Source organism: Blautia sp. AM47-4 (genome assembly GCF_003479865.1).
Taxonomy (GTDB): Bacteria; Bacillota; Clostridia; order Lachnospirales; family Lachnospiraceae; genus Fusicatenibacter; species Fusicatenibacter saccharivorans.
In genome coordinates this window covers 1-20,604 of the sequence record NZ_QUHY01000030.1, presented here as the reverse complement: position 1 = coordinate 20,604, position 20,604 = coordinate 1, and the positions used below count along the sequence as shown (strand labels likewise).

The following is a 20,604-nucleotide window of genomic DNA, read 5'->3' as shown; positions in this document are numbered from 1 at the left end:
TTTCACTTTTCTTTTGCATTGGCTCTGTTTATGCTTATGCATCTATATCCTCCAGGATTTTTCTGATTTTGATACTTGCAGTCCCATCACCATAAGGGTTTCTAGCCTCACTCATTTTTCTGTATGTCTCCGGCTCTGTAAGAAGCCGCCTGCATTCTCTGTAAATATCCTCCATCTTCGTGCCTACAAGCTTTAAGGTTCCTGCTTCCACACCTTCCGGACGCTCTGTTGTATCCCGCATGACCAGTACCGGTTTTCCCAGTGCAGGAGCTTCTTCCTGAATTCCGCCGCTGTCTGTCATGATCAGATAACTGGCTTTCATCAGGTTATGGAATTCCACCACATCCATTGGTTCGATCAGGTGTATTCTCTCGCATCCACCAAATTCCTCATCTGCGATCTTCCTGACCTGCGGATTCAAATGTACAGGATAAATAACCTTCACATCTGTAAATTCTTCCACGATCCTGCGTATAGCCCGGAACATATCACGCATGGGCTCTCCCAGATTCTCCCTTCTGTGTGCTGTTACAGCAATCAGTCTGCTGCCTTTTGCCCATTCTGTTTCCGGATGATAAAAATCACTTCGCACCGTATAGTGCAAAGCATCAATTCCTGTATTTCCTGTGATAAAGATCCGCTCTGGATCCTTACCCTCTTTCAGCAGTGCATTCGCTGCTTTCTGAGTGGGCGCAAAATGCAGGCTGGCAGTAAGTCCAATGGCCTGCCTGTTAAATTCTTCCGGATAGGGAGATTTCATATTATAAGTACGAAGTCCCGCTTCCACATGTCCTACCGGGATCTGCTGGTAAAATGCAGCCAGAGATGCGGCAAATGCAGTAGATGTATCTCCATGGACCAGCACAATATCCGGTTTTTCCTTTTTCAGGATCTCCCTCATTCCTGTAAGAATAGCCGTTGTCACATCCGTAAGATCCTGCCCTTTTTTCATGATCGCCATATCATAATCCGGGACCACTTTAAAAATATCGAGAACCTGCTTCAGCATTTCCCTGTGCTGTCCTGTGACACACACCAGCGTTTCCAGCTTTTCACTTTTTTTCAGTTCCAGAACAAGAGGGCACATTTTAATTGCTTCCGGTCTTGTTCCAAAAATCACCAGTACCTTTTTCATTTTCAATTTCCTCCCAGTTCTTTATCCAGATACGCCAGTCTTTCGCGGATAGTATCTGTCAGCTGTTTCATAGCTTCTTCATAGCTTCCGATATCCCTCGATGTGCCCTCCTTACTGGTTCCGGTTAACAGATTCTCTTTAAAAGAATATCCCCACACTTTAAAGTTTCTGTCCACAGCCTCTCCCAGTTCCTCCTGATAAGATGCTATTTTCTCAGCGATATGTTCATCAGAGAGTGTGGTTTTACGCAGCTGCACATATCTCTCACAGACACGTTTTCTGAAAGCTTCATCCTGCCACAGCCTTTCAATCCATGAGTTTTTCACTGTATGCAAAATATCTGTCGATTTCACGGAATTCTGAAAATTATCAAATCCATTGTTAAAATCCCATACAGCAAGCTGCAGCTTTCCTCCAAGTTCTTTGTATATGTATGTAGAAAGATTGCCTGCGTCATAATTCATGGCAAATTCATTGATAATAAAGTAGTCCACCCAGTTATCTATGTCTATATATGCCTGATATCCAATTCTTTTGTCGCTGAAATTCTTCCCATACAGAACTTGTTCAAATTCAGAAATATCTTTCTGGATATATGCTTTTTGTTTTTCCGTTATTTTATTTTTTGACGGATACCCTATATACAAAGAATTGTTTGTATATCCTGCTGTCTTTCCCCAGGTTTTCAGCTCTTCTGATTCTGTATCACTTCTGTCTCTGCTTACAATATATGCGGTTTCTCCGGACAACAAACCAAATTCCGCGAGACGCAGTCTGCTTTCTCCGTTTGTTACAGGCTCCACTGCCAGATAAACGCCCTGATATTCTCCATCAACAAACAATTCCACAAACCGGGTGTCCGGAGCCCATCCATTTAATTCCCTTGCCAGATCATATACCAGTTTATTTCTAATCAGCGTCTTATCAAGATAAGGACCATTTAACACCCATTCACTGTTTGCTCCCATTCCTGCAAGAGACACTTCTTTTGCACTGTCTTTTTCATTTTTATAAAATTTAATGCGATACTGCTTTTTATCCAATTTGCTATAAGAAGAAGCGCCTCTGTATTTGATCGTAGCGCGGTATATGGAATTGGGGACAGAAAAAACAGATCGTTCCTCTCCGTTTCCATCCAACAGAGCAATATATCCCCAGATCACATTCTCCTTCAGGACCTGCTGTCCCTTTGTATTCATATAGACTACCGGAAGCGTCGTAGAGAATTCTCCCAGATCATAGTATTCCAGACTCTCCTCGTCCGGTTCATCCCACTCCTTCATTTCTTCTTTCGTGATAACAGTTCTCTTTTTTTCCTTTGACTTATTCTCTGACTTTACAACAGAATTTCCCACAACGGATAGTCCACAGAGAACTGTTATCATCAGAACACATAAAAGGATACGGCTTATCCTTTTCATAACAACACCTCTCAATCAGGCAGCCTTTTTACTGCGAAAGTTCATCCTTCTGATCAACTATATTTACCCTTTTCACACCATCGATTTTGATCAGTTTCTCTGAAATATCCATCTGATTTTCTTTTGCAGCTTTATACAGGATTCCCTCTCCGATAGAATAAACCAGTTCAAAGCTGCCTTCTGTAACATTTCTCATGGAAACATGTGCCTTTCCTGAAAAGAAGGTATCCACTGCTGCCTCTGTTTTATGTAAGCAGTCAGGTTTTCCCTGAACAACCAGCAGCTTATTACAGGATGTAAAGCCTTTTCTTGTAATAATAAGAAAAAGAAGTAAAAAAGCAGAACCAATAACAATAAGCGCATACTGAGATACACCGCAGCCAATGCCTGCCGCAATTGCCCAGAAAATATAAGTAGCATCTCTTACATCCTTTACAGCAGTGCGGAATCTTATGATAGAAAGAGCACCAACCATACCAAGGGACAATGCAATATTATTACTGATAATGCTCATGATCATAGCTGTGATAATCGTGATCGATCCGATCGAAATATTAAATTTTCTGCTGTATGCAGGTCCTGCATAAGAAATTTTATAAGTAAACATAATAAAAAAGGCAACGATCAGTGCGATCACATTATTCATTAAAATCACAGTCACACTCAGTGCTTCTGTATTTGTCAGATTTTCTACGATAAATTCTCTCATATTTTTCTCCAATCCCGGCATCCGGTTTCCCATCGGTCTGCCGCATGTAAAACTTACAGTCACATCATTCTGGCTCTGGAATATTTGCTGTGGCTGGTGGACAGTTCATCCGCTTTTTTCAATGTCTCAGCGATCATATCCGGCAGAAATCCTGTATATTTTACTTCCATCAGCACCTGTTCTGTACTGCCCAGCGCATCTGTTCCAACATCCTCGAACAGACCGTATGGATATAATGTTCCTCGGATATCCGTATCAAAAGTGATCCTTACATCACCTGCAGGATAAGCAAATGCCAGCCTCTGATAATCTATGATCGTCTTTGGACGGTAACAACCCTGTGTGATCCGCAAATACAATCTCATAGCCAGCTCTGTTTCATATTCCAGAAGAAACGAAGCATCTCCCTGTTCCATCCGAAGTGCGTGTTCACGGCTGACAGGTATGGAATATTTCACTCCGTCAAATCCGTTTTTGCATTTAAACTCCAGCTTTGCAGATAGATCATTCAAGGAATAAATTCTTAAACGGATCTTCCTTTTTTCATACATTCCATCCAGATTATCCCATAGATCCTGATCGTCTATGGAATCATAGTACTGAGATCTGATAAAATATCTGCCATTATCTCCATGGATATCTCTTTCCATAATGCCATCCAGCTTTTGTTGAAGAATCATGGCCTCTCTGCGGCTGATCAGATATTTGATTTCTTTGCGAAAAACCGTTTCCAAATCTTACGCCCCCTCTCTGATTTTCGTTCAAACAGAACGATCTGGAACAGGAGTCCGCATACTGTCAGCAAAGCCACGTATCTGACTCCCGTCTCGTGAAGAAGAAACATTCCTGCCACAACAGAAGAAAGGATCGCTCCCTCCAGAGGAAAAAAGGCCGCTGCAGCTGCAGCTCCTGCAGCGAAAATAACTACAGCCCACCAGAACGGATAACACATCCATACAACTGCCGCAGCAGTCATGGCAGACAAGATCATGGAATCTGCTGTTTTCCACTTAAATGCCATATATCCCATCAGACACCCAAGTATCGTAAATGCTGTTACGATCGTCCCCCATCCGGTTTTTCCATCCATAACAGTACATAGGGCAATCGTCACTGCCCAGAACATTATGAAGGAAACAATCAGACGGTACACCTTAGCTCCTGCAAAAACAAGCAGAATCCCAAGGATCAGGAACAGCATTCTTTCTGTATTTCCGCTTATATGAAGCTTGTCTGCACTTCCTGTTTTTTCCATAAACAGTTCCGTTCCCTTAAGGATCAGTTCCGACATCAGCCATTTCCTCCTTCCTTTAAAAGTGGATTCAATGCTTTCATATAGGATTTGTTTCCTGTTTCAGCAACATCCTGTGCCCATATAATATATTCTATATCATATTTTTCCAGTATTTCATCCAGATTCTGTATCAGATCTGCATCCTTATATATATTAGATACATAAACCTTATCAAAGATTTCTGAAAGATAAGAGATCATCATCTTCCCTCTTTCATCTGCAATAAGGAGAAGATTTCCTTTTCCTTGCCCTTTTCCTCTTCCTTCCACTATACTATGCTTATAACTCGAACCAATGACTGCATAATTTCCGCTGCCATTAAACTGTATCGTTTGTCTTTTTAGTGTCTGTAGCTGCCCTTCTTTGTTTTCAAAGGTTAATTCTTCGCGATTGGGATTTGAACCATTGATATAAATATAGAATGGTTCTTCTTCCATGTTTTCTATTCCTTTCTTTATTTCGTCTGTCGTATACTTTCCTAGCGCTTCCAAAAGAAGGTTTCCCTTAAAATTTCCAAAAACATATTCACGGTAATCATCCAGGTTTTCCTTATCATATCCAAGTTCTCCAAAAATCACCTGCGCCCCGTAAAATGCCCCACGCATTGTCCAGCTGTTTCCAGTTCTGAAATAAATATATTCATCCTGATGTTTCTCCAGTTCAGACAGCGGATTCAAAACCACTGAGGGATCTGAAAAAGAGGCTTCCAGTTTCTCTATAAAATCACTGTATTTTTCCTTTTCAGTTTCATATCCGCTTTCAAATACTGCTCTTTGCGGTATCGGCATAATATAAGTGTCTTTCCCACTCTTTTTCTGTAATGCTTTCATAATATCTGCCGCATATGAAATACGATCCTCAGAAATCTGATTTATATTAAAGATACGGTCTGTATAAATCACCTGATCCTGCGTTTCTATGATTTTGATTTTTGAAAGAGACTGGTCATTTTTTAAGCCATAATTATTATATAAATTTCTTGTTTCCGGAACATATACGCTTTCCTGCTTAACATTCTGCAATTTTTCCATCCCTTTCTGGAGGATCAGAATTCCTGCAGACATCACGATCAATATGAGCAAAACCAGAAACACTTCTGCGGTTTTATTCTTTTTCAACTGAATTCACCTCCCTGAACCTGATTCTGGCATTTGGACAGTTTTTCTCCAGTTCTGCAATACCCGGCTGATCTTTTATTTTCTCTGATACGGAAATTTGTTCAAGCGAAACACAATCTCTGAATGCACTGATCCCCACATATTCCACACTGTCCGGAAGATATACTTCTTTCAGATTCCTGCACCCGCGAAAAGCATGATCACCTATTTTCTTTAACAGTGAGGTGTCTGAAAATATCAGTTTATTAACAGACACGCATTCCGCAAATGCAGCTCCTTCAATCACAGTCAGGGAATCCGGAAGACTTATAAATTCCAGCGCATAACAGTTTTCAAAGGCTGATGTCCCTACCGATTTCAGCGAAAGCTTTTCTATGCTTTCCCATACTTTCAGCACATGACAGTCCGCAAATGCATAGTCCTCAATAACAGAAACGCTTTCCGGCAGATGCAGTTTTTCAAGACTTCTGCATCCAAAAAACTGACTCTTCGGAATAACGGATGCACCTTCAGGAATAACCGCTTCTTTTACATATATATCTCCTCGAAATCCCTGAAAGCTAACATTTTCATACTCTGACAGATCCCGGAAAGTAATCTTTTCTTCATGAACAGGTTCTCTTGGAAAACAATACTCTCCCAATACCTCTCTGTCCGATTTCAGGATTTTTCCACCGCCCTCTGAAACCACATATCCATAAACATAATTACCGCCATAAAATGTTATCGTTCCGCGGGCAACAACTGAAGTGATCTTATCCGGCTGACCTGCACTGGCGCCTTCTTCAAATATAATGTTTCCCTGTGTAAAAATGTTTCCGAGCACTGTTGCATTTTTTTCCAGCAGTATATCATTCTCCGCAAAAATATTTCCAAGCACCGATGCATTTTCCATGATTCTCACAGCCCCATCACTGTGGATATCTCCCTGCAGGATAATGTCCTCTATCACCTTTATATCCCCATCGGAAATAATCGTATAAGGAACTGTCCCGCTTTCCGTAACCATATCATCATCTATGTAATGCCTGTTATATTCATGACTGTTCATTACCGGCATACGAAATATTCTGGGATCACGTTCCTCCATAAACCGGTCCGGTTCCTCCGGACGCTGTCCCAGACGGATCACCGGTGCATACAGACTGTGAAAAACATTCTCAAAACCTATTACAAGCTGTTCTCCACTTGATACCCTTTCTCCCAGATCACATTCATCATAAACTGCAACCGCATGTTCTGCGTCCGCCCATCTGAGAAGCCGGATCTTATTTCCGAAAAGCAGTCTTTTTTGCTGTATACAGCCCGGATCCGTATGTTTTCTTTCACAAACAGCGCATCCTTTTCACTGTAGATCTCTTTTTGGAAATGCAGATCACTTCGCTGCGGACAGAAGACGGTATTTCGGGCAATGACCAGATCTTCAATGTCAGGCTGCGCAAACTCCTGGTTTCCATCTGCTTCCAACACCTTTTCCTGTCTTGAAAGCATGATCGTACCATTCTTCATTTCCGGAAGAGCTTTTTCCACCAGAGCAGAAAAGCTTTTTCCAAAATATCTGGCATCTTTCACATAATCCTGCCTTATTTTCAGGATCTGCCCTTTTCTCATCCTGAAATACAATACTGCGACCAACAGAGGCATAGAGAACATACAGATAAAGATCAAGATCCATACCTTCATTTTTCAGCCTCCTTTTCCGTTTTCTGCACAGTAAACCGCACTGTTTTATCCCATTTCACACCTCTTCCGGTAACAGTATCTACCACTGCATCCCAAAATCCCAGAGAGATATTCCACATATAGAAGAAAAAATTAAACATCATAAGAGGCAGAAGCAATGCCTCTCCGGGAAGTCCGTCTATGATCAGCGAGGTACCTATCTCAAAAAATGGTGCAAAATTTCCAAGGGAATTATAAATTCCCAAAAACAATATAACCCACCAGCCACTGAATATCTGCATTTCACCTAGGAAAAACAATCCAAGGGAAACTACCCAGCCTACCAGCAGAAATACCGGTACCGAATAGATAAAAAGCAGAAATAAGCCATCTATTTTCTGAAATAGTCCCATATAGGGAGTTGTGATCGTAGGGATCAGATAACGGAACAATACTTCATTATGACCTCTTGACCAGCGTCTGATCTGTCTGCCTCTCACATTCCAGCTTTCCGGAGATTCTTCATAACATTCCGCCGAGTTAGCGTATACGACCTTCCATCCATTGGTAAAAAGCCGATATGTAAGTTCCGTATCTTCTGCCAGAACCTTTGGATTAAAGCCACCTGTTTCTAACAGAAAATCTTTTCGAAATCCTCCCACTGTACCGCCATACTGCGGAATTGTTTTCAGATTATATCGTGCCTGTTGATCTACCTGATATCCGCCGGACCGTTCCAGATTGATAAGTCTGGTCAGCATATTTGTGTTGGTATTGTACGGTATCACCCGCCCCATAACTGCACCTACCTGCGGATCCTCAAATCCCAGCGCAATCTGTTTCAGCATGTTTCTGGCAGGTCTGTAATCCGCATCAAATACAATGATGATCTCCCCTTTTGCCAGCTTCATTGCATCATTCAGACCTACCGGCTTTCCTCTGTCCGGACAATCTCTGTGAAGGGGGCGTATAAACTCATAATTTCTGTGATACTCATCCAGCATTTCCCTTGTACGGTCTGTAGAATTATCATTGATCGGAATAATTTCAAGTTTGTCCCTGTCATACTCACATTTCAGCAGAGAATCCAGAACGTTGGAAAGCACCTGCTCCTCATTATGCATAGGGATCAGTACGGAAATACTTTTCATCCGGTCTGTAAGGATATCATTGTAATAGAGACGCTGCCTGCCCAGAAGTCGTACAATTGTAAAATAAAAATGTCTGGCAGTGTACAGAAGCATCAGGATAATAACAAAAATAGTATAACCTTTCATAATAGCTACGACCATTTCCATACCTCCTTTCCCTTCCTTGAATCGTAAACACCGATCATGCGGTCGACAAACACTGCATAAATCATAACCAGATACAAAAAGTCAAACATGGGCCCTATTATAAAGTAGAAAAACGCCATATAGATCACAGAAAATCTGTACAGCAGCCAGATAAAAATCACATAGCGAACAGTTCCAAATACTATGGAATACAACATTACCGCAAGAAGTGTCAAAAGCTTATAGATCACTCCCCGGTCTCCTATAATTCCAGTGACCATAATTGTCATGACAAAAAACATCACCCATATGCCAATTTCCTGAAGCATATATAATTTCGAATAAACAGTTAAAGTATACGGAAAGTATTTTTCTCCAAATACAAACCACAGACTGTTTATCAGATGAATCGCACTGCACAGGATCAGATAAATGGCAAGAGGGCGTCCCTTCCATGGAAGTCCCGCCAGCAGAATGATTGCCGCAAGAGAAACTGCTGCATTTATAAGGCTTATCTGTATTCCCGGATATACGGTTCCTGCACTGAGATAGCTGATTTTTCCAAACAGAGGATACGTTTCTGAACGGATCCCAACATACATCTGCGGTTCATATTTTTTTAAAGCATCGACCCCTATCTTACAGATCACCCTGGTCAGATCATCGATCTGCGTCCACATAAGCAGAAAACCAAGCAGGATCAGTATGACAATATACAGAATACATTTCTTTTTATCTATCTCAATTCTTCGATAGGTTCTGGTATAATCAATTACTTTCTTTTCTTTCATAGACTTCTCCTTTTGTTCCGCTTCGCTATGCAGCTCATAACTGGGAACCTTCCAGATTTTTTACATTCCCTCCCCATAAATTACAGCACTGCAGCCTTTCTGCTTTTTACTCTGATACATTGCCCTGTCAGCCTTTCTGTATAGCTGATCAAAAGAAATATCTTCATATCCATCATAAAAACACGCACCCAGACTTATTTCTATACTCTTTCCACGCATCTCTATGATATCAATCTGTCGAATATTTTCAAAAAGGCGCTCGAAGAATTTCTCAGCTACTGTTTGCTCCAACATTTTCGGCATAAATATTGCGAACTCATCACCTCCAAGCCTCATAACCACATCACTGTCACGACATGTTTTCTGCAGCGTCTTCGCAACGGCTATAATCACCTTATCTCCTACAGAATGCCCATAAGTATCATTGATGGATTTAAATTTGTCACAGTCGATCAGGCAAAGCAATCCCTTTGTTTTTTCCTTTAAAAGTTCAGTAATCCTTTTTTCTCCGCTTCCACGATTACATAATCCTGTCATAAGATCTGTCTTCGCCAGATAAATCAGCCAGTTCTCACGCTTTTTTTCTTCTTCTATACACTCAGTACAAAAAAGCACATGCAGAAGTCTTCCATTTTCATCGTAGTCTACAGGAATAAATCTGCTTCGACACCAACCTGATTTTTTATCTATAAATTCATGTGTTATGCTCTTTTCTCCAAGAAGCCGTTCTTCCAGCGTATTGATATCTACAAACTCCAGTGATTCCTGAAGCTGCGATTCTATGCACATTTTCTCGACAATCTCCCTGACATGTCCGCAAAAATCATCCCTGATTTCATATTCTCCCATTTTCTTAAAATCTTTTCCCAAACATTCCATAATCTGATCTGTCATTTTTACAATATGATATTTCTTTGTCTGCACATCAACCAAATGCATGGATGTATAGATCTTCGAGAGGGATGTATAACTGCTGAGCCGTGCCTCTTTATTTGACTTTATAAATGAATTACGCAATTTCAGTAACGAGATAAGAAGCGTTCCTATCATATCCAGAAAAATAGTAAGCCCCCTGTAATCACCCTTTGGAGGATTATCCACACCGAAAAAACCACTTATCTCATCTTTGTAACGCAAAGGACATACCACCACATTTCTTACATTCTGTGCTTTTAACATATCATAGGGCATGCGATGTTCTTCTTTGATATCTTCTATATCAGCGATAATGATACTTTCGCCCTTGGAAAACGTATCGTACCACCACTTTATTATGTCCATATCTACATTCTGCAATCTGTCTCTTTCGGGAACCACTCCCTGCGCACACCATTCATACGTATTGTTTGTGACATGCCTTTCTTTACAATCTTCGAAAATATATATTCTGTCAGACTGATATGTCTGCCGAAAAAACGAATAAATTCATTAATCTGCTCGTCAGGTGTATGGTAATTGAGTGCAGATCTAAGTGCTTCATTTATGACAAGTTCATACTTCATGATCGTCTTCATGCTGTTTTCCTCCCGAATGTCTTTCTTATCTTATTTTGTTACATTCAAGCCAGATGGAAAGTCCTTCTTTTATTTTCTGCTCTTCCACAGGTTTCATAAAAAAATATTCTATCCGTAGCCTGAACGCATGGAGCGAAAAATCAAGGTCACTGCACCAGATGATTCCACATTTCGGATACAGGGAACGGAGGTGTTCTGCTGCATTCAGGCCGGCTACACCCGGTAATGCGAGAAACAGCACTGTTGGTACTGTTTTCAATGTCTCTGCAAAAAACTGTTCCTGATTCTGATAAATTTCAATCAGCGGAAAGACATTCTTCTCTGCACAGTACTTCCTGATATATTCCGCGCTGTTTTGTCCTTCCTGTTCCTGGTCGGTCAGTATGGCAATACAATACACGATCCCCCTCCTTTCCATTTAATGTACTTTCATTTGTTACCCTCATTATAAAAAATATCAAAATTATTTCAATAATTCTGTCACGAAACGACAGAAAATGACACGAATTGCAACTCCGTCGTATTGTTTTATGATATACTGTTACCAGAGCGTTTTCGAAATAACTACACCACTTGCTTGTCTGCGAATTCGATTGCACAGATGAAAAAATATTACCGAAAACAGCGTGAACAGTAACGAGGAATTCTCAGCAGGCGGAATTTTATAAATATATATTATAAGGAAGATTTACTATGAGAATTGCAATTGTTGATGATATTTCAGAAGAGCGGACACTGTTACGAAACAGACTGGAATCTCAGTTTTCCAGGCGCAATGTCCATACAGATATATTGGAATATGAAAATGGAGAAACTTTCCTCACTGCGGCAAAGGAATGTCCTTTCACTGTAGTGTTTCTGGATATTTATATGAATGGTTCTAACGGGATTGATACAGCAAAAGAACTTCGCAGATCAGATACTGACTGTCTGCTGATCTTTACAACAACTTCTACCGACCATGCATTAGAGGGATTCCAGGTCCGGGCTCTGCACTATCTTGTAAAGCCCTACAGTGAAAATGATATTTCCGCACTGGCCGATGAAATTCTTTCCCGCATCCCGGATTCCGGGAAATACATAGATGTAAAGGTAAACGGCAGTAATATTCAGATTCCCTTCCGGAAAATAATCTACGCAGAGCATTTTTCCCATATGATCCACATCCACACTGACGGTGAAAGGGAACTGGTGACCCGTCAGTCCTTTGATTCCTTCATAACCGCCCTGAAAATGGACACACGTTTCTATCAGTGTAACCGGGGTGTTGTGATCAATCTGGAGCATGCTGTTGATTTTGACGGATCGATTTTTCGCCTTGATAACTGAAACAATGTCCCGGTCAGCCGGAAGCTGCTCAAAAACGCCAGACAGACATTTATGGAATTTCTGTTCCAAAGGAGGTCGTGAAATGACTGACATACTTCGCCCTGTACTTGAACTTTCCGTAATCATTCCCGGCATACTGCTGTCATATCTGCCAGTAAAAAGCTATCTGAGGCAGACACCGCTTAAGCTGACAGCGTGGCTTCTTCCTCTTCTTCTGGGAATCTGTATTTTCGGAGGAGCAGTTTGCTGTGCCTTCCACTTTCCCACCAGATGGATCCTGTTTCCTCTGCTGCCTGTTATTATGCTTATTTATCATAAAACGTTAAAAATCTCTGTCTGGAAATCCGTCAGTATTTTTCTGGCAGTCTTTGCAGTTTTTGCATGTGTCAACAGTCTTTCCCGGGCAGTCAATGCACTTATAACTGCTGACCTGCATATTACAGAAAATGAACTGTGGTTTCGTACCGGTGCCGGAATTTTCTATAACCTCATCTGCCTGCTGTTTGTTCTGGCATCCTGGTATCCTGCCCGCCACTGTGTTCAGACAATGATCGCAGACGAAAACTTTGCCCAGACCTGGTATGTATTCTGGATTATTCCGGTAATCTTCATCGGAGTGAATCTTTTTATGATTCCCAAATACCGTAGCACTTTATATACCGGGCGGATCCTGCAGTGTTATATTGTTTTCAGTCTTGTACTGCTCATACTCCTGCTCCTGTTTTATGTCATGTTTCTTATGATGGGGGGCAACCTGAACAGAAATGCCAGACTTCAGCAGGAGAACCATTTTCTTTCCCTTCAGCAGGAAAGATACGAGAATCTCTGCATGGCCATTGAAGAAGCAAGACAGGCGCGTCACGATATCCGCCATCATTTTGTCCAACTGTCCTCTCTGGCAGAGCAGGGTGACATGGAAAAGATCAAAAAATATCTCTCCGCTGCAACCGGAAAAATCTCTGACTATAACCTGCATTTCTGTGAAAATCAGGCTGTTGACAGTGTTTTCGGACATTATTCCACCCTTGCAGAAAGAGAAAACATTCCTTTTCATGCAATGGTTTCTCTGCCTGCTGATCTTTCCATAGATGAGATTAATCTGTGCCTTGTATTTTCCAATCTGTTGGAAAATGCCATCCAGGCAAGTGTGAAAACAGATCAGGCCCGCAGGAAGATTAATGTGGAGGTTTATCCCCACCATAATCATCTGCTTCTGATTCATGTGGAGAATACTTTCGATGGTAAAATACGGCAAGAAAACAATATTTTCCAATCCTCCAAACGTTCCGGAAACGGCATAGGAATCGAATCCGTCCGCCACATTACCGACAAAAACGGCGGTATCTGTGACTTTACCTATAAAGATGGTATTTTCTCTGCAAAAATAATGCTCCGGATATAATCATGTTTTTACCATTTTAATTTGCTGTACCTGTCCCAAGCTTCTTCAAAGGAATAAAAAAACAGACCATATAGCAGCTCTATATGCTCTGTCTTTTTATTCCTACAAAGGAATAAAAAAACAGACCATATAGCAGCTCTATATGCTCTGTCTTTTTATTCCTACAAATCTTCGTGCAGTTTTACATTGCTATTATCTGCCATGCATTTTTTTAAAGCAACAATCCTCAAAAATTTCAACTGCTTCCTGCCCGTCTACTGCACATGTAACTTCCATACCGCTGTCTTCCAGTATACATCTGGCAATCTCCATGTTCAGCTCATTGTCTTCCACAACCAATGCCCGTATGCCTTCCACTGAATAATCATCAAGGCTTACTGGCTTATCTGATAAATTACTGTTTTTATCCTGTGTGTCAATTTTGAACGGTATTTTTACAATAACTGTAGTACCAACACCAACTTCGCTCTTCAGTTCAATACTTCCATCCATCCTGTCCACAAGCTGTTTCGTAATTGCAAGCCCCAGTCCGGTGCCTTCATACCTGGATCTGCTTGTCTTGCTTTCCTGAGAGAACATATCAAAAGCATGTGCAATAAAATCTTCACTCATACCCACACCCTGGTCTTTACAGTAGAACGTAAAAAATGCTCTGCCATCATCCAGAGTTTCTTCCTTAACCCAGACCGTAATCACACTGCCCGCCTGACTGAATTTTATGGCATTGTCCATGACATTCGACAGGATCCTGCCAAGATATACCGGATTTCCAATCAGAGCGCTGTGGCTGTATGTACTATTTTTCCAGTCAACCTCATACCGGATGCCTTTCTTTGCAGCCCGCTCATCATAAATCTGGTTCAGTTCACGCAGTACCATTGTCAGATCAAACAAAATCTGCTGGTCCTTCAACTCTCCGCTCTGTAGTTTATTCATATCCAGCACATCATTTACCAGAGACACCAGATATTTCAGGGCTTCCATTGCCTTTTCTCTGATCTTCTGCTGCATCTGTGGATCATCTGCGTACTGATTTCCCATATTTACCATACCGATAATACCGTTCAGTGGTGTGCGGATATCATGACTCATAGTTGCCAGAAACCTTGTTTTCATTTCGGCTTCCCGCTTTGCTGCTTCCGCTGCAAAGTTAAGATCCTCTTCACGTCTTTTGGAATCGCTGATACTACGGACCGTACATAAAACATGGGTAACATTTCCAGACTGATCCCGTTTTTTACAGTAAAAAGCATCCTGTGCCAGCTGCCATCACACATCCTGTATTCTGTAGAAATACATTCTTCCGTCTTCAATCTGGCTGAAAGTGTAGAAACATCCAGAAATGGACGTATCAGCGGACGGTATTTCGGTGCAACCATGGTATCACAAAGCTGATACAGTTTCTCCGATGCACATCCTCTGTTTCCTGTCAGTTTGTGTATTTCACTGTCATTTGATACCTCTTCAAAAAAATCTTTCTGAACATCAATCCTGTAAATAGAACAGTAACTCTTGGCAATTGCCGAAATTATTTCATTACTCAGCCGTGTCTCGTCCAGTGCCTGCTTTAATTGATTCTGGATGGTAGTTTCTTTTTCCATAATATCATCGATATGCCGGAAACCCACCAGTGCGAAAAAATGTTTCTCATCCTGGTATATTTTGACTGCCTGTGCCTCAAAAAATTCATGCTGATTCGGATTCGGTTTGCTTCTGTAATGATAGGTAATGCGCTCCTTCCTGGAAAGCTGTTCCTTCAGATGCCCCGTCGAAATCCACTCCTTAAATTCCTGTCTTTCTTTCCCATACAGATACTGGACCGCATATTGGTCAGCAGCATAATTGAAATTATCACACTGTTTCAGATTCATTTTTTTGCATTGGTTCCGTCGTTTATATGCAGAATCTCAAAGAAACCGATATTTAATTCGACATAATAGACAGCAGTAAAGTCTGAACATATTTTGTCCAAAAGCCGTCGTTCTGCCATCTGTTCTTCCAGCATACGTTTCAGTTTTCTGTTCCTCATATGTACCATTACAGTCAGGATAAGAAGCAGAGCGATCAGCACGGCTATAAAAGCCAACGCATCCACAGACTGCAGTTGTTTCGGAAATATATATTTCATTTCTGTCATAACAAAATCCTCTCTCTATGTTTCCTGTCCGCTTTTCCCATGCATCTGGAAGGCTCCTGATTGCTGCGGCTGTCTCATAATCATTCATGACAGGCATTTGACCTTCTCAACTCTTCGCTTATGGTCTGCTTAATCTTTTTATCATCCAACGGCTTTGCAAGATGTGCGTTCATTCCTGCTTCCATACACTTTACTTTTCACCAGCTCATTCACCTTCGCCTGCACTGCCGGATAATCATACCCTGCAGCCTGCAGTCTCTTCTTTCTGTCCTCGCCGTTCCCCCACTTTCCGGCAATCACTTCCTTCGCCACAGCTTCCACACTTTTCTTTCCTGTACCAGGATTCCCGCCGGTTCCTTTCACAGCCTTCTCATACTGCGGAGCCGCATATCCGCGGATATATCCCCATCCCAGGGGGATCACCCTTCTGTCAACCTTTTCACCCCGGTTACCTTCAATAGCAGTAATCATTCCCACCGGAAACCTCCTCCACAAAACCGATATGGTCACTGTACCCGTCATTCGGCTGTGTGGCCTTGTCCCAGTTATACACAATCACATAACCTGGCTCCGGCATAATGGTTCCGTCTTCGATCCAGATCCCCATCTCCCTGAAGATCTTCACGTGTTCCTCCACGCCGCACTCCCTGCCGATCAGCTCACTGCATCCTGCCCTGATCCCTGCAGCAGACACACAGGTATCACACCATTCATCCGAATGCTGCACCGCATATCCTCTGGGAAGCGGCTTCACACTATTATACAAGTCAATAATCTCCCTAAACTTTCCATTGGCCTCACTGAATCCCAGCCATCCCCTCATCACATCCAGAACACTCTCAGCAGTCTTTGCCATAGCCTCACATCCCCCTTCATCAAATCTTGTCAGTTCATACTGACGGATCACCTTCATGCAGTCTTCCACATAGGAAAAAGAAGTGGCATACCCGTCGGCACGGATGGTTTCCAGATACTCCTGCGGATCCCCCTCAGGTTCCGGTACCGTTCCAGCTGGATAAACTCAAAATACCCCTTTACGCCCTCTTCCATGGAATCAAACACCCGGAAATTATCACGGATGGAAGTCAGCGTCCCTTCCCTGTATTCTTCCTGTGTACGCATATTTACAGACCTGCCAGTCCATCTTGTGCCACATTTCAGTCCAAAATAGTTATAGTACTGACTGGTCAGCCGGCTCTCGCCCCATCCGGAGTCCAGAACCGCCTGTGAGATCACCGCAGAATGGCACAGGATTCCATACTGCCCGGCATACTTTTTCACATATCCCGCAATGTCCGCAATAAACTTTTCCCTTGCAATCCTCATTCCTCATCCCCCTTTTCACTTCTGTCATGCAGCTGTTCCAGCACCTCTTTCACCTTCTGCGGAATCGGCAGCCCCAGATGCCCTGCATTCTCCAGCAGACTCACACCCTCATTGGAAATATAGAAAAAGATCACCGCTGTCCTCAGCACGGATCCGTTCCCGATCACAGCCACATCCAGAATATTTGCCATTCCCACCAGCAGAAAGATCAGCACCTTCCTGCAGATCCCCCGGAAGCCCACTTCACTGGAAAGCGTATGGTCCGCAAAAGCACACATCACCCCGGTCAGGTAATCAATCACCACAAAAGCGACCAGTGCATACAGAAGCCCGTCACAGCCTCCCATAAACCAACCCAGCCATCCGCCTACAGCCATAAAAACCATCTGAATAAAGTTCCAAAATTCCTTCATGCCAGAATCCTCCTCCCATGAAAAAAGCAGCTCCCATTTCTGAGAACTGCCGTAAGCAGGTTCTTCCCCTGCTCGTAAATATGATCCGCCTTTTCTTCCAGCACTGCCGGAAACAGCAGGATCCCGCCGATCATGTTCGGGCAGATGGGAAGCAGCGTCCCGTTCCACAAAACAGAATTGTCATACTCCCCGCTGGCTTTCAGATAAATCCCCATGGGATTCAGCCCCAGAATATTATTCACTGCCTCCGTGATCATGTTCGTCTCCTGAACTGTCTCCACCGCACCCGCATTCGTATCGGTCAGTTCAATGACCATTTCACCTTTCAACTTCATCACACACCCTCCATTTCTACCGGCCTGCAGAAACCGCTGATTCCCGCTCTCTCAGCAAAATACACTTCAAATCCTCTGTTCACCGTCTCCTTCATCTGCATGGACAGCGATTCCCGGAAACCATTCACATCCAGTCCTCCGCCAATGGCAAATCTCGTGTATAATCCTCCACCTCAAGCTTTCCGTCCCAGGCTTCCCCAGCCGCCATTGCCTGTCCGCTGACAGAAGCAATGCAGTCTCCCACATCAACCGTACCGCTGCCATACTCCATCCAGAGATACACATTGAATGTATTCGTATAATTGGCAACGATCTTCTCAATGGGATAATACAGCGACAAAATATGTTTCCCGGAATGCCAGGTCTCCACCGGACAATGCTCCACAATCTCCTCATTGTTAAATTCAAAGACCACATGGCAGACCGCCTGTCCGTCCTCCTACCACTTCACCGGCAGGCTCACATCCACAGAAACCTCCGAACCACTCCCGGTTCCGGATCCGGAATCCGAGCCACCAGCGACATCATCCGTACTCCCTGTATTCTCATTCCCAGAAGTATTTCCAACTTCATTCCCTGCCGCATCATTTTCAGAACTTCCTGCATCCGATGTCTCCCCGGTTCCATCAGAACCACCCGTACCACTTCCAGTTCCACTGCCGCTTCCGCCCGGAAATGGAATCACCACAGTCCCGGAAGCCTCTGCAGACCGTTCCACCGGATCCGCATCCACATCCACAACAACCTGCGCAAAAAACTGCATGTGGTTTTCCTCAGAAGAAGCAAACTGGATACTGATCAGCTTCACCTTCGTCTGCCCGATCTCATGCGCGGAAGCATTGGTAAACGTATGGATCCCGATCTTCCCGGTCTTCGCATTGTCTTCAATCTGATTCAGCAGTCCCGAAATATTCTTGTCATTCCTTGACTTCGCCTGATCCAGCCTCGGGTTCTTCCCCACACATTTCAGGCTCTGCTTTCCCCCGATTTTCTGTCTGATGGAAGTGATACAGGTGATCTGTCCCTCATCCGCCTGTCCTCCCGCAAATGTCAGCACATCCCCTGGATCCAGGGCAGGGTTCCCGATGGTATCCGAATCAAACGGCACATACCGGATTACTGACAGATCTGCCAGGATATTCCTGCACAGCATCTCTCTGGTCTCCTTTAACCCAAACTGCAGAAGCGGGTTCACCCCCAGATTCATAGTCAGCCCATTATCCGGATCCAGAGCATAATACTCCGCAATCTGCGTCTGCTTATTCGTAGAACTCACCGCCGTATACCTGGTGATAAAATCCGAAAAGCTGGAAGAAAACCGGTGCCGCTGCTCCACCTTCATCACAGGATCCTTCCCGTACTTTCTCAGTTCCAGCTTTCCCTCCCTGTTAATAATAAAGAAACCTCCCAGAACCTGTGCCACATAAAACAGCACATCCCGGCAGGTCTCAATATCATTTTCAGTATAAACAGAAAGCGTCACCCCGCCATTCGGCATGGCATCAATCTCCGCCCTCTTATTCGCAAACTCCACTTTACACCGCTTACAGCACAAAGCAATAAAATCATAAGCAGTCCCCACAGTCTCAAACCCGTTGAAACTCTTATCAAACCGCAGCATAAAATCATAGGCTTTCAGTTCCAGGCACTTTGCCAGACAGTTCGCCTCACTGACCTCAAAAACTCCCATCGGCACATCTTCCACCGAATCATCCGCCAGCACCAGATGAAACACCAGCGTCACCTGAGCATCCTCCAGCGTATACCTGTCAATGTCACTCAGAAGCGTGATCCCCATCTCCGCCGCATACACCGTCCCCAGTTCAATTTCCGTGCTTCCACAGCACTGCCTGGAATATACCCGGAATCCTTCACAATCTCCTTCGCCCCGACTCATACGTCATTCCGCCTCTGGTAACGATCGTACCCGTCCAGTAATATTTTCTTGTATTGCTCTTCACAGCTCTCAGAAACCCATCCGATACCGGATACATTCCCGCCACCTCCATTTCCCCACGAAAAAAGCACCAGCCAACCAGGTGGCCGATGCCTTCGTAAATATAATCATTCTATCTGTTATAAGTCCAATGTTTCAGGTACCATTCATGCAGTTCTTCTGTTGTTTTACAGCAGTCTGCAATCTCTTTTCCCTGTGATATCCACTGACACGTTTCCCTGCGGAATGTATCAACATCCAAAGCATGAAATTTATATGTTCCACCCCGTCTGTGCATCACTTCATCATCACACTGGAACTCAAAATAATCATCCCCGTCCAAAACAACCTTTCCAGTCAGGTTCCACACCCCGGACCACGGAGGACCATCATCCCCTGGAACACAGAAGGACAGTCTTCCATCTTCCAGAATAACAGGAGCCACCGCAATATTTTTCATCTGCGGCATATATGGCTGTTCAAACCAATACGCTTTCCTCTCATCCATTTCTCTTCATCTCCATGATAGCCACCTTCCCTGCAAACTTGAAGTTAGCGATTTCTTTTTCCGGTATTCTCTGTCCCACGGATTTCCTCATGATAGAAATAATCTACGATCACCGGATGTCCCTGCGGGACTCTGCCATAAGGCATTTCATTATCCACAAAGGCACAATCATACTTCTTAGCCATTTTCTCAGCTTTTACTTCAAGTGCTTCAAAGTAGCTGCGGTTATGCTTGTTATAGATCTCGTCGTAAAGTGGTACAAGATCAGGATATTTTCCGGCGATATAATCCATAATT

General features: G+C 43.2%; 25 protein-coding genes and 2 pseudogenes. 2 read left to right on the top strand and 25 right to left on the bottom strand.

The features are described 5' to 3' along the window. Positions 1–34: 34 nt before the first annotated feature. From wecB to DW965_RS15625, 13 genes are all read right to left on the bottom strand, one after another. Positions 35–1,135, bottom strand: coding sequence for a non-hydrolyzing UDP-N-acetylglucosamine 2-epimerase (gene wecB / locus DW965_RS15680; RefSeq protein WP_118595146.1), 1,101 nt, complete (start codon positions 1,133–1,135; stop codon positions 35–37). Positions 1,136–1,137: 2 nt separating this feature from the next. Next, entirely contained in the window at positions 1,138–2,556 is a 1,419-nt protein-coding gene (locus DW965_RS15675) for a CotH kinase family protein (RefSeq protein WP_118595145.1), read from the bottom strand. A 28-nt stretch (positions 2,557–2,584) separates the two neighbouring features. Next, entirely contained in the window at positions 2,585–3,265 is a 681-nt protein-coding gene (locus DW965_RS15670) for a DUF4956 domain-containing protein (protein WP_070103674.1), read from the bottom strand. 59 nt (positions 3,266–3,324) lie between these two features. Continuing rightward, entirely contained in the window at positions 3,325–3,999 is a 675-nt protein-coding gene (locus tag DW965_RS15665) for a polyphosphate polymerase domain-containing protein (protein WP_118595144.1), read from the bottom strand. Further along, on the bottom strand, positions 3,963–4,556 hold the full coding sequence (locus tag DW965_RS15660) for a hypothetical protein (protein ID WP_118595143.1): 594 nt from the start codon (positions 4,554–4,556) through the stop codon (positions 3,963–3,965). The genes DW965_RS15665 and DW965_RS15660 overlap by 37 nt, the downstream gene beginning before the upstream one ends. Continuing rightward, on the bottom strand, positions 4,556–5,677 hold the full coding sequence (locus DW965_RS15655) for a DHHW family protein (protein WP_119198586.1): 1,122 nt from the start codon (positions 5,675–5,677) through the stop codon (positions 4,556–4,558). Before DW965_RS15655 ends, DW965_RS15660 begins: the two co-directional genes overlap by 1 nt. Beyond that, the gene (locus DW965_RS15650) at positions 5,664–6,767 is read right to left on the bottom strand and encodes a leucine-rich repeat protein (protein ID WP_147398806.1); all 1,104 of its coding nucleotides are present in this window, start codon (positions 6,765–6,767) and stop codon (positions 5,664–5,666) included. The genes DW965_RS15655 and DW965_RS15650 overlap by 14 nt, the downstream gene beginning before the upstream one ends. A gap of 80 nt (positions 6,768–6,847) precedes the next feature. Continuing rightward, the gene (locus tag DW965_RS15645; RefSeq protein WP_119198584.1) at positions 6,848–7,360 is read right to left on the bottom strand and encodes a hypothetical protein; all 513 of its coding nucleotides are present in this window, start codon (positions 7,358–7,360) and stop codon (positions 6,848–6,850) included. Then, complete coding sequence (locus DW965_RS15640) at positions 7,357–8,631, bottom strand: glycosyltransferase (protein WP_118595140.1); 1,275 nt, start codon at positions 8,629–8,631, stop codon at positions 7,357–7,359. The genes DW965_RS15645 and DW965_RS15640 overlap by 4 nt, the downstream gene beginning before the upstream one ends. After that, complete coding sequence (locus tag DW965_RS15635; protein ID WP_055227661.1) at positions 8,622–9,407, bottom strand: hypothetical protein; 786 nt, start codon at positions 9,405–9,407, stop codon at positions 8,622–8,624. Before DW965_RS15635 ends, DW965_RS15640 begins: the two co-directional genes overlap by 10 nt. A 60-nt stretch (positions 9,408–9,467) precedes the next feature. Beyond that, positions 9,468–10,688: a sensor domain-containing diguanylate cyclase gene (locus DW965_RS15630; RefSeq protein ID WP_243036659.1), complete on the bottom strand. Its 1,221-nt coding sequence runs from the start codon at positions 10,686–10,688 to the stop codon at positions 9,468–9,470. A 2-nt stretch (positions 10,689–10,690) separates the two neighbouring features. Further along, a complete protein-coding gene (locus DW965_RS20140) occupies positions 10,691–10,921 on the bottom strand; it encodes a hypothetical protein (protein WP_243036658.1) in 231 nt (76 codons plus the stop codon). Positions 10,922–10,946: 25 nt separating this feature from the next. Then, on the bottom strand, positions 10,947–11,321 hold the full coding sequence (locus DW965_RS15625; RefSeq protein WP_117509294.1) for a response regulator: 375 nt from the start codon (positions 11,319–11,321) through the stop codon (positions 10,947–10,949). A gap of 293 nt (positions 11,322–11,614) precedes the next feature. Between DW965_RS15625 and DW965_RS15620 the strand changes: the two genes are divergently transcribed. Then, positions 11,615–12,250, top strand: a complete 636-nt coding sequence (locus tag DW965_RS15620) for a LytR/AlgR family response regulator transcription factor (RefSeq protein WP_330416942.1) — start codon at positions 11,615–11,617, stop codon at positions 12,248–12,250. 82 nt (positions 12,251–12,332) lie between these two features. Next, positions 12,333–13,652 carry a sensor histidine kinase gene (locus DW965_RS15615; RefSeq protein WP_118595138.1) on the top strand — a complete coding sequence of 440 codons (1,320 nt, stop codon included), beginning with the start codon at positions 12,333–12,335 and terminating at the stop codon, positions 13,650–13,652. Positions 13,653–13,844: 192 nt separating this feature from the next. Here DW965_RS15615 and DW965_RS15610 read toward each other — a convergent pair whose 3' ends face one another. From DW965_RS15610 to DW965_RS15570, 12 genes and pseudogenes are all read right to left on the bottom strand, one after another. Beyond that, the gene (locus DW965_RS15610) at positions 13,845–14,768 is read right to left on the bottom strand and encodes an ATP-binding response regulator (RefSeq protein ID WP_119198583.1); all 924 of its coding nucleotides are present in this window, start codon (positions 14,766–14,768) and stop codon (positions 13,845–13,847) included. Further along, a complete protein-coding gene (locus DW965_RS15605) occupies positions 14,765–15,523 on the bottom strand; it encodes a hypothetical protein (protein WP_119198582.1) in 759 nt (252 codons plus the stop codon). Before DW965_RS15605 ends, DW965_RS15610 begins: the two co-directional genes overlap by 4 nt. Beyond that, on the bottom strand, positions 15,520–15,789 hold the full coding sequence (locus tag DW965_RS15600; RefSeq protein WP_118595136.1) for a hypothetical protein: 270 nt from the start codon (positions 15,787–15,789) through the stop codon (positions 15,520–15,522). The genes DW965_RS15605 and DW965_RS15600 overlap by 4 nt, the downstream gene beginning before the upstream one ends. Before the next feature lie 141 nt (positions 15,790–15,930). Then, positions 15,931–16,260 (bottom strand): hypothetical protein, encoded by a 330-nt coding sequence (locus DW965_RS20135; protein ID WP_243036657.1) that lies wholly within the window; start codon positions 16,258–16,260, stop codon positions 15,931–15,933. Next, the gene (locus DW965_RS20130) at positions 16,244–16,702 is read right to left on the bottom strand and encodes a CHAP domain-containing protein (RefSeq protein WP_243036656.1); all 459 of its coding nucleotides are present in this window, start codon (positions 16,700–16,702) and stop codon (positions 16,244–16,246) included. The genes DW965_RS20135 and DW965_RS20130 overlap by 17 nt, the downstream gene beginning before the upstream one ends. Further along, positions 16,699–17,115 carry a glycoside hydrolase family 73 protein gene (locus DW965_RS20125; RefSeq protein ID WP_117509298.1) on the bottom strand — a complete coding sequence of 139 codons (417 nt, stop codon included), beginning with the start codon at positions 17,113–17,115 and terminating at the stop codon, positions 16,699–16,701. Before DW965_RS20125 ends, DW965_RS20130 begins: the two co-directional genes overlap by 4 nt. Beyond that, complete coding sequence (locus DW965_RS15590) at positions 17,112–17,528, bottom strand: phage holin family protein (protein ID WP_118595135.1); 417 nt, start codon at positions 17,526–17,528, stop codon at positions 17,112–17,114. The genes DW965_RS20125 and DW965_RS15590 overlap by 4 nt, the downstream gene beginning before the upstream one ends. Continuing rightward, the gene (locus tag DW965_RS15585; RefSeq protein WP_330416939.1) at positions 17,525–17,863 is read right to left on the bottom strand and encodes a hypothetical protein; all 339 of its coding nucleotides are present in this window, start codon (positions 17,861–17,863) and stop codon (positions 17,525–17,527) included. The genes DW965_RS15590 and DW965_RS15585 overlap by 4 nt, the downstream gene beginning before the upstream one ends. Beyond that, complete coding sequence (locus DW965_RS21710) at positions 17,863–17,991, bottom strand: hypothetical protein (RefSeq protein ID WP_330378154.1); 129 nt, start codon at positions 17,989–17,991, stop codon at positions 17,863–17,865. The genes DW965_RS15585 and DW965_RS21710 overlap by 1 nt, the downstream gene beginning before the upstream one ends. Before the next feature lie 50 nt (positions 17,992–18,041). Further along, positions 18,042–19,857 (bottom strand): annotated as a pseudogene (locus DW965_RS15580) (hypothetical protein); the annotation flags it as partial. Between the two features lie 75 nt (positions 19,858–19,932). Beyond that, positions 19,933–20,307: a hypothetical protein gene (locus tag DW965_RS15575; protein WP_118595134.1), complete on the bottom strand. Its 375-nt coding sequence runs from the start codon at positions 20,305–20,307 to the stop codon at positions 19,933–19,935. Between the two features lie 44 nt (positions 20,308–20,351). After that, positions 20,352–20,604, bottom strand: a pseudogene (locus DW965_RS15570) (radical SAM mobile pair protein B); the annotation flags it as partial.

Excerpts from the sequence above, each read along its gene's own strand:
- DW965_RS15640 (WP_118595140.1), bottom strand. The coding sequence starts at position 8,631 with ATGGTCGTAGCTATTATGAAAGGTTATACTATTTTTGTTATTATCCTG.
- wecB (WP_118595146.1), bottom strand. The coding sequence starts at position 1,135 with ATGAAAAAGGTACTGGTGATTTTTGGAACAAGACCGGAAGCAATTAAA.
- DW965_RS20135 (WP_243036657.1), bottom strand. The coding sequence starts at position 16,260 with ATGATTACTGCTATTGAAGGTAACCGGGGTGAAAAGGTTGACAGAAGG.
- DW965_RS20130 (WP_243036656.1), bottom strand. The coding sequence starts at position 16,702 with ATGAAGGTGATCCGTCAGTATGAACTGACAAGATTTGATGAAGGGGGA.
- DW965_RS15605 (WP_119198582.1), bottom strand. The coding sequence starts at position 15,523 with ATGAATCTGAAACAGTGTGATAATTTCAATTATGCTGCTGACCAATAT.
- DW965_RS15600 (WP_118595136.1), bottom strand. The coding sequence starts at position 15,789 with ATGACAGAAATGAAATATATATTTCCGAAACAACTGCAGTCTGTGGAT.
- DW965_RS15590 (WP_118595135.1), bottom strand. The coding sequence starts at position 17,528 with ATGAAGGAATTTTGGAACTTTATTCAGATGGTTTTTATGGCTGTAGGC.
- DW965_RS15610 (WP_119198583.1), bottom strand. The coding sequence starts at position 14,768 with ATGAAAACAAGGTTTCTGGCAACTATGAGTCATGATATCCGCACACCA.
- DW965_RS20140 (WP_243036658.1), bottom strand. The coding sequence starts at position 10,921 with ATGAAGACGATCATGAAGTATGAACTTGTCATAAATGAAGCACTTAGA.
- DW965_RS15675 (WP_118595145.1), bottom strand. The coding sequence starts at position 2,556 with ATGAAAAGGATAAGCCGTATCCTTTTATGTGTTCTGATGATAACAGTT.
- DW965_RS15635 (WP_055227661.1), bottom strand. The coding sequence starts at position 9,407 with ATGAAAGAAAAGAAAGTAATTGATTATACCAGAACCTATCGAAGAATT.
- DW965_RS15615 (WP_118595138.1), top strand. The coding sequence starts at position 12,333 with ATGACTGACATACTTCGCCCTGTACTTGAACTTTCCGTAATCATTCCC.
- DW965_RS15630 (WP_243036659.1), bottom strand. The coding sequence starts at position 10,688 with ATGGACATAATAAAGTGGTGGTACGATACGTTTTCCAAGGGCGAAAGT.
- DW965_RS15650 (WP_147398806.1), bottom strand. The coding sequence starts at position 6,767 with ATGGAGGAACGTGATCCCAGAATATTTCGTATGCCGGTAATGAACAGT.
- DW965_RS15660 (WP_118595143.1), bottom strand. The coding sequence starts at position 4,556 with ATGTCGGAACTGATCCTTAAGGGAACGGAACTGTTTATGGAAAAAACA.
- DW965_RS15670 (WP_070103674.1), bottom strand. The coding sequence starts at position 3,265 with ATGAGAGAATTTATCGTAGAAAATCTGACAAATACAGAAGCACTGAGT.
- DW965_RS20125 (WP_117509298.1), bottom strand. The coding sequence starts at position 17,115 with ATGAGGATTGCAAGGGAAAAGTTTATTGCGGACATTGCGGGATATGTG.
- DW965_RS15645 (WP_119198584.1), bottom strand. The coding sequence starts at position 7,360 with ATGAAGGTATGGATCTTGATCTTTATCTGTATGTTCTCTATGCCTCTG.
- DW965_RS15620 (WP_330416942.1), top strand. The coding sequence starts at position 11,615 with ATGAGAATTGCAATTGTTGATGATATTTCAGAAGAGCGGACACTGTTA.
- DW965_RS15585 (WP_330416939.1), bottom strand. The coding sequence starts at position 17,863 with ATGAAGTTGAAAGGTGAAATGGTCATTGAACTGACCGATACGAATGCG.
- DW965_RS15575 (WP_118595134.1), bottom strand. The coding sequence starts at position 20,307 with ATGGATGAGAGGAAAGCGTATTGGTTTGAACAGCCATATATGCCGCAG.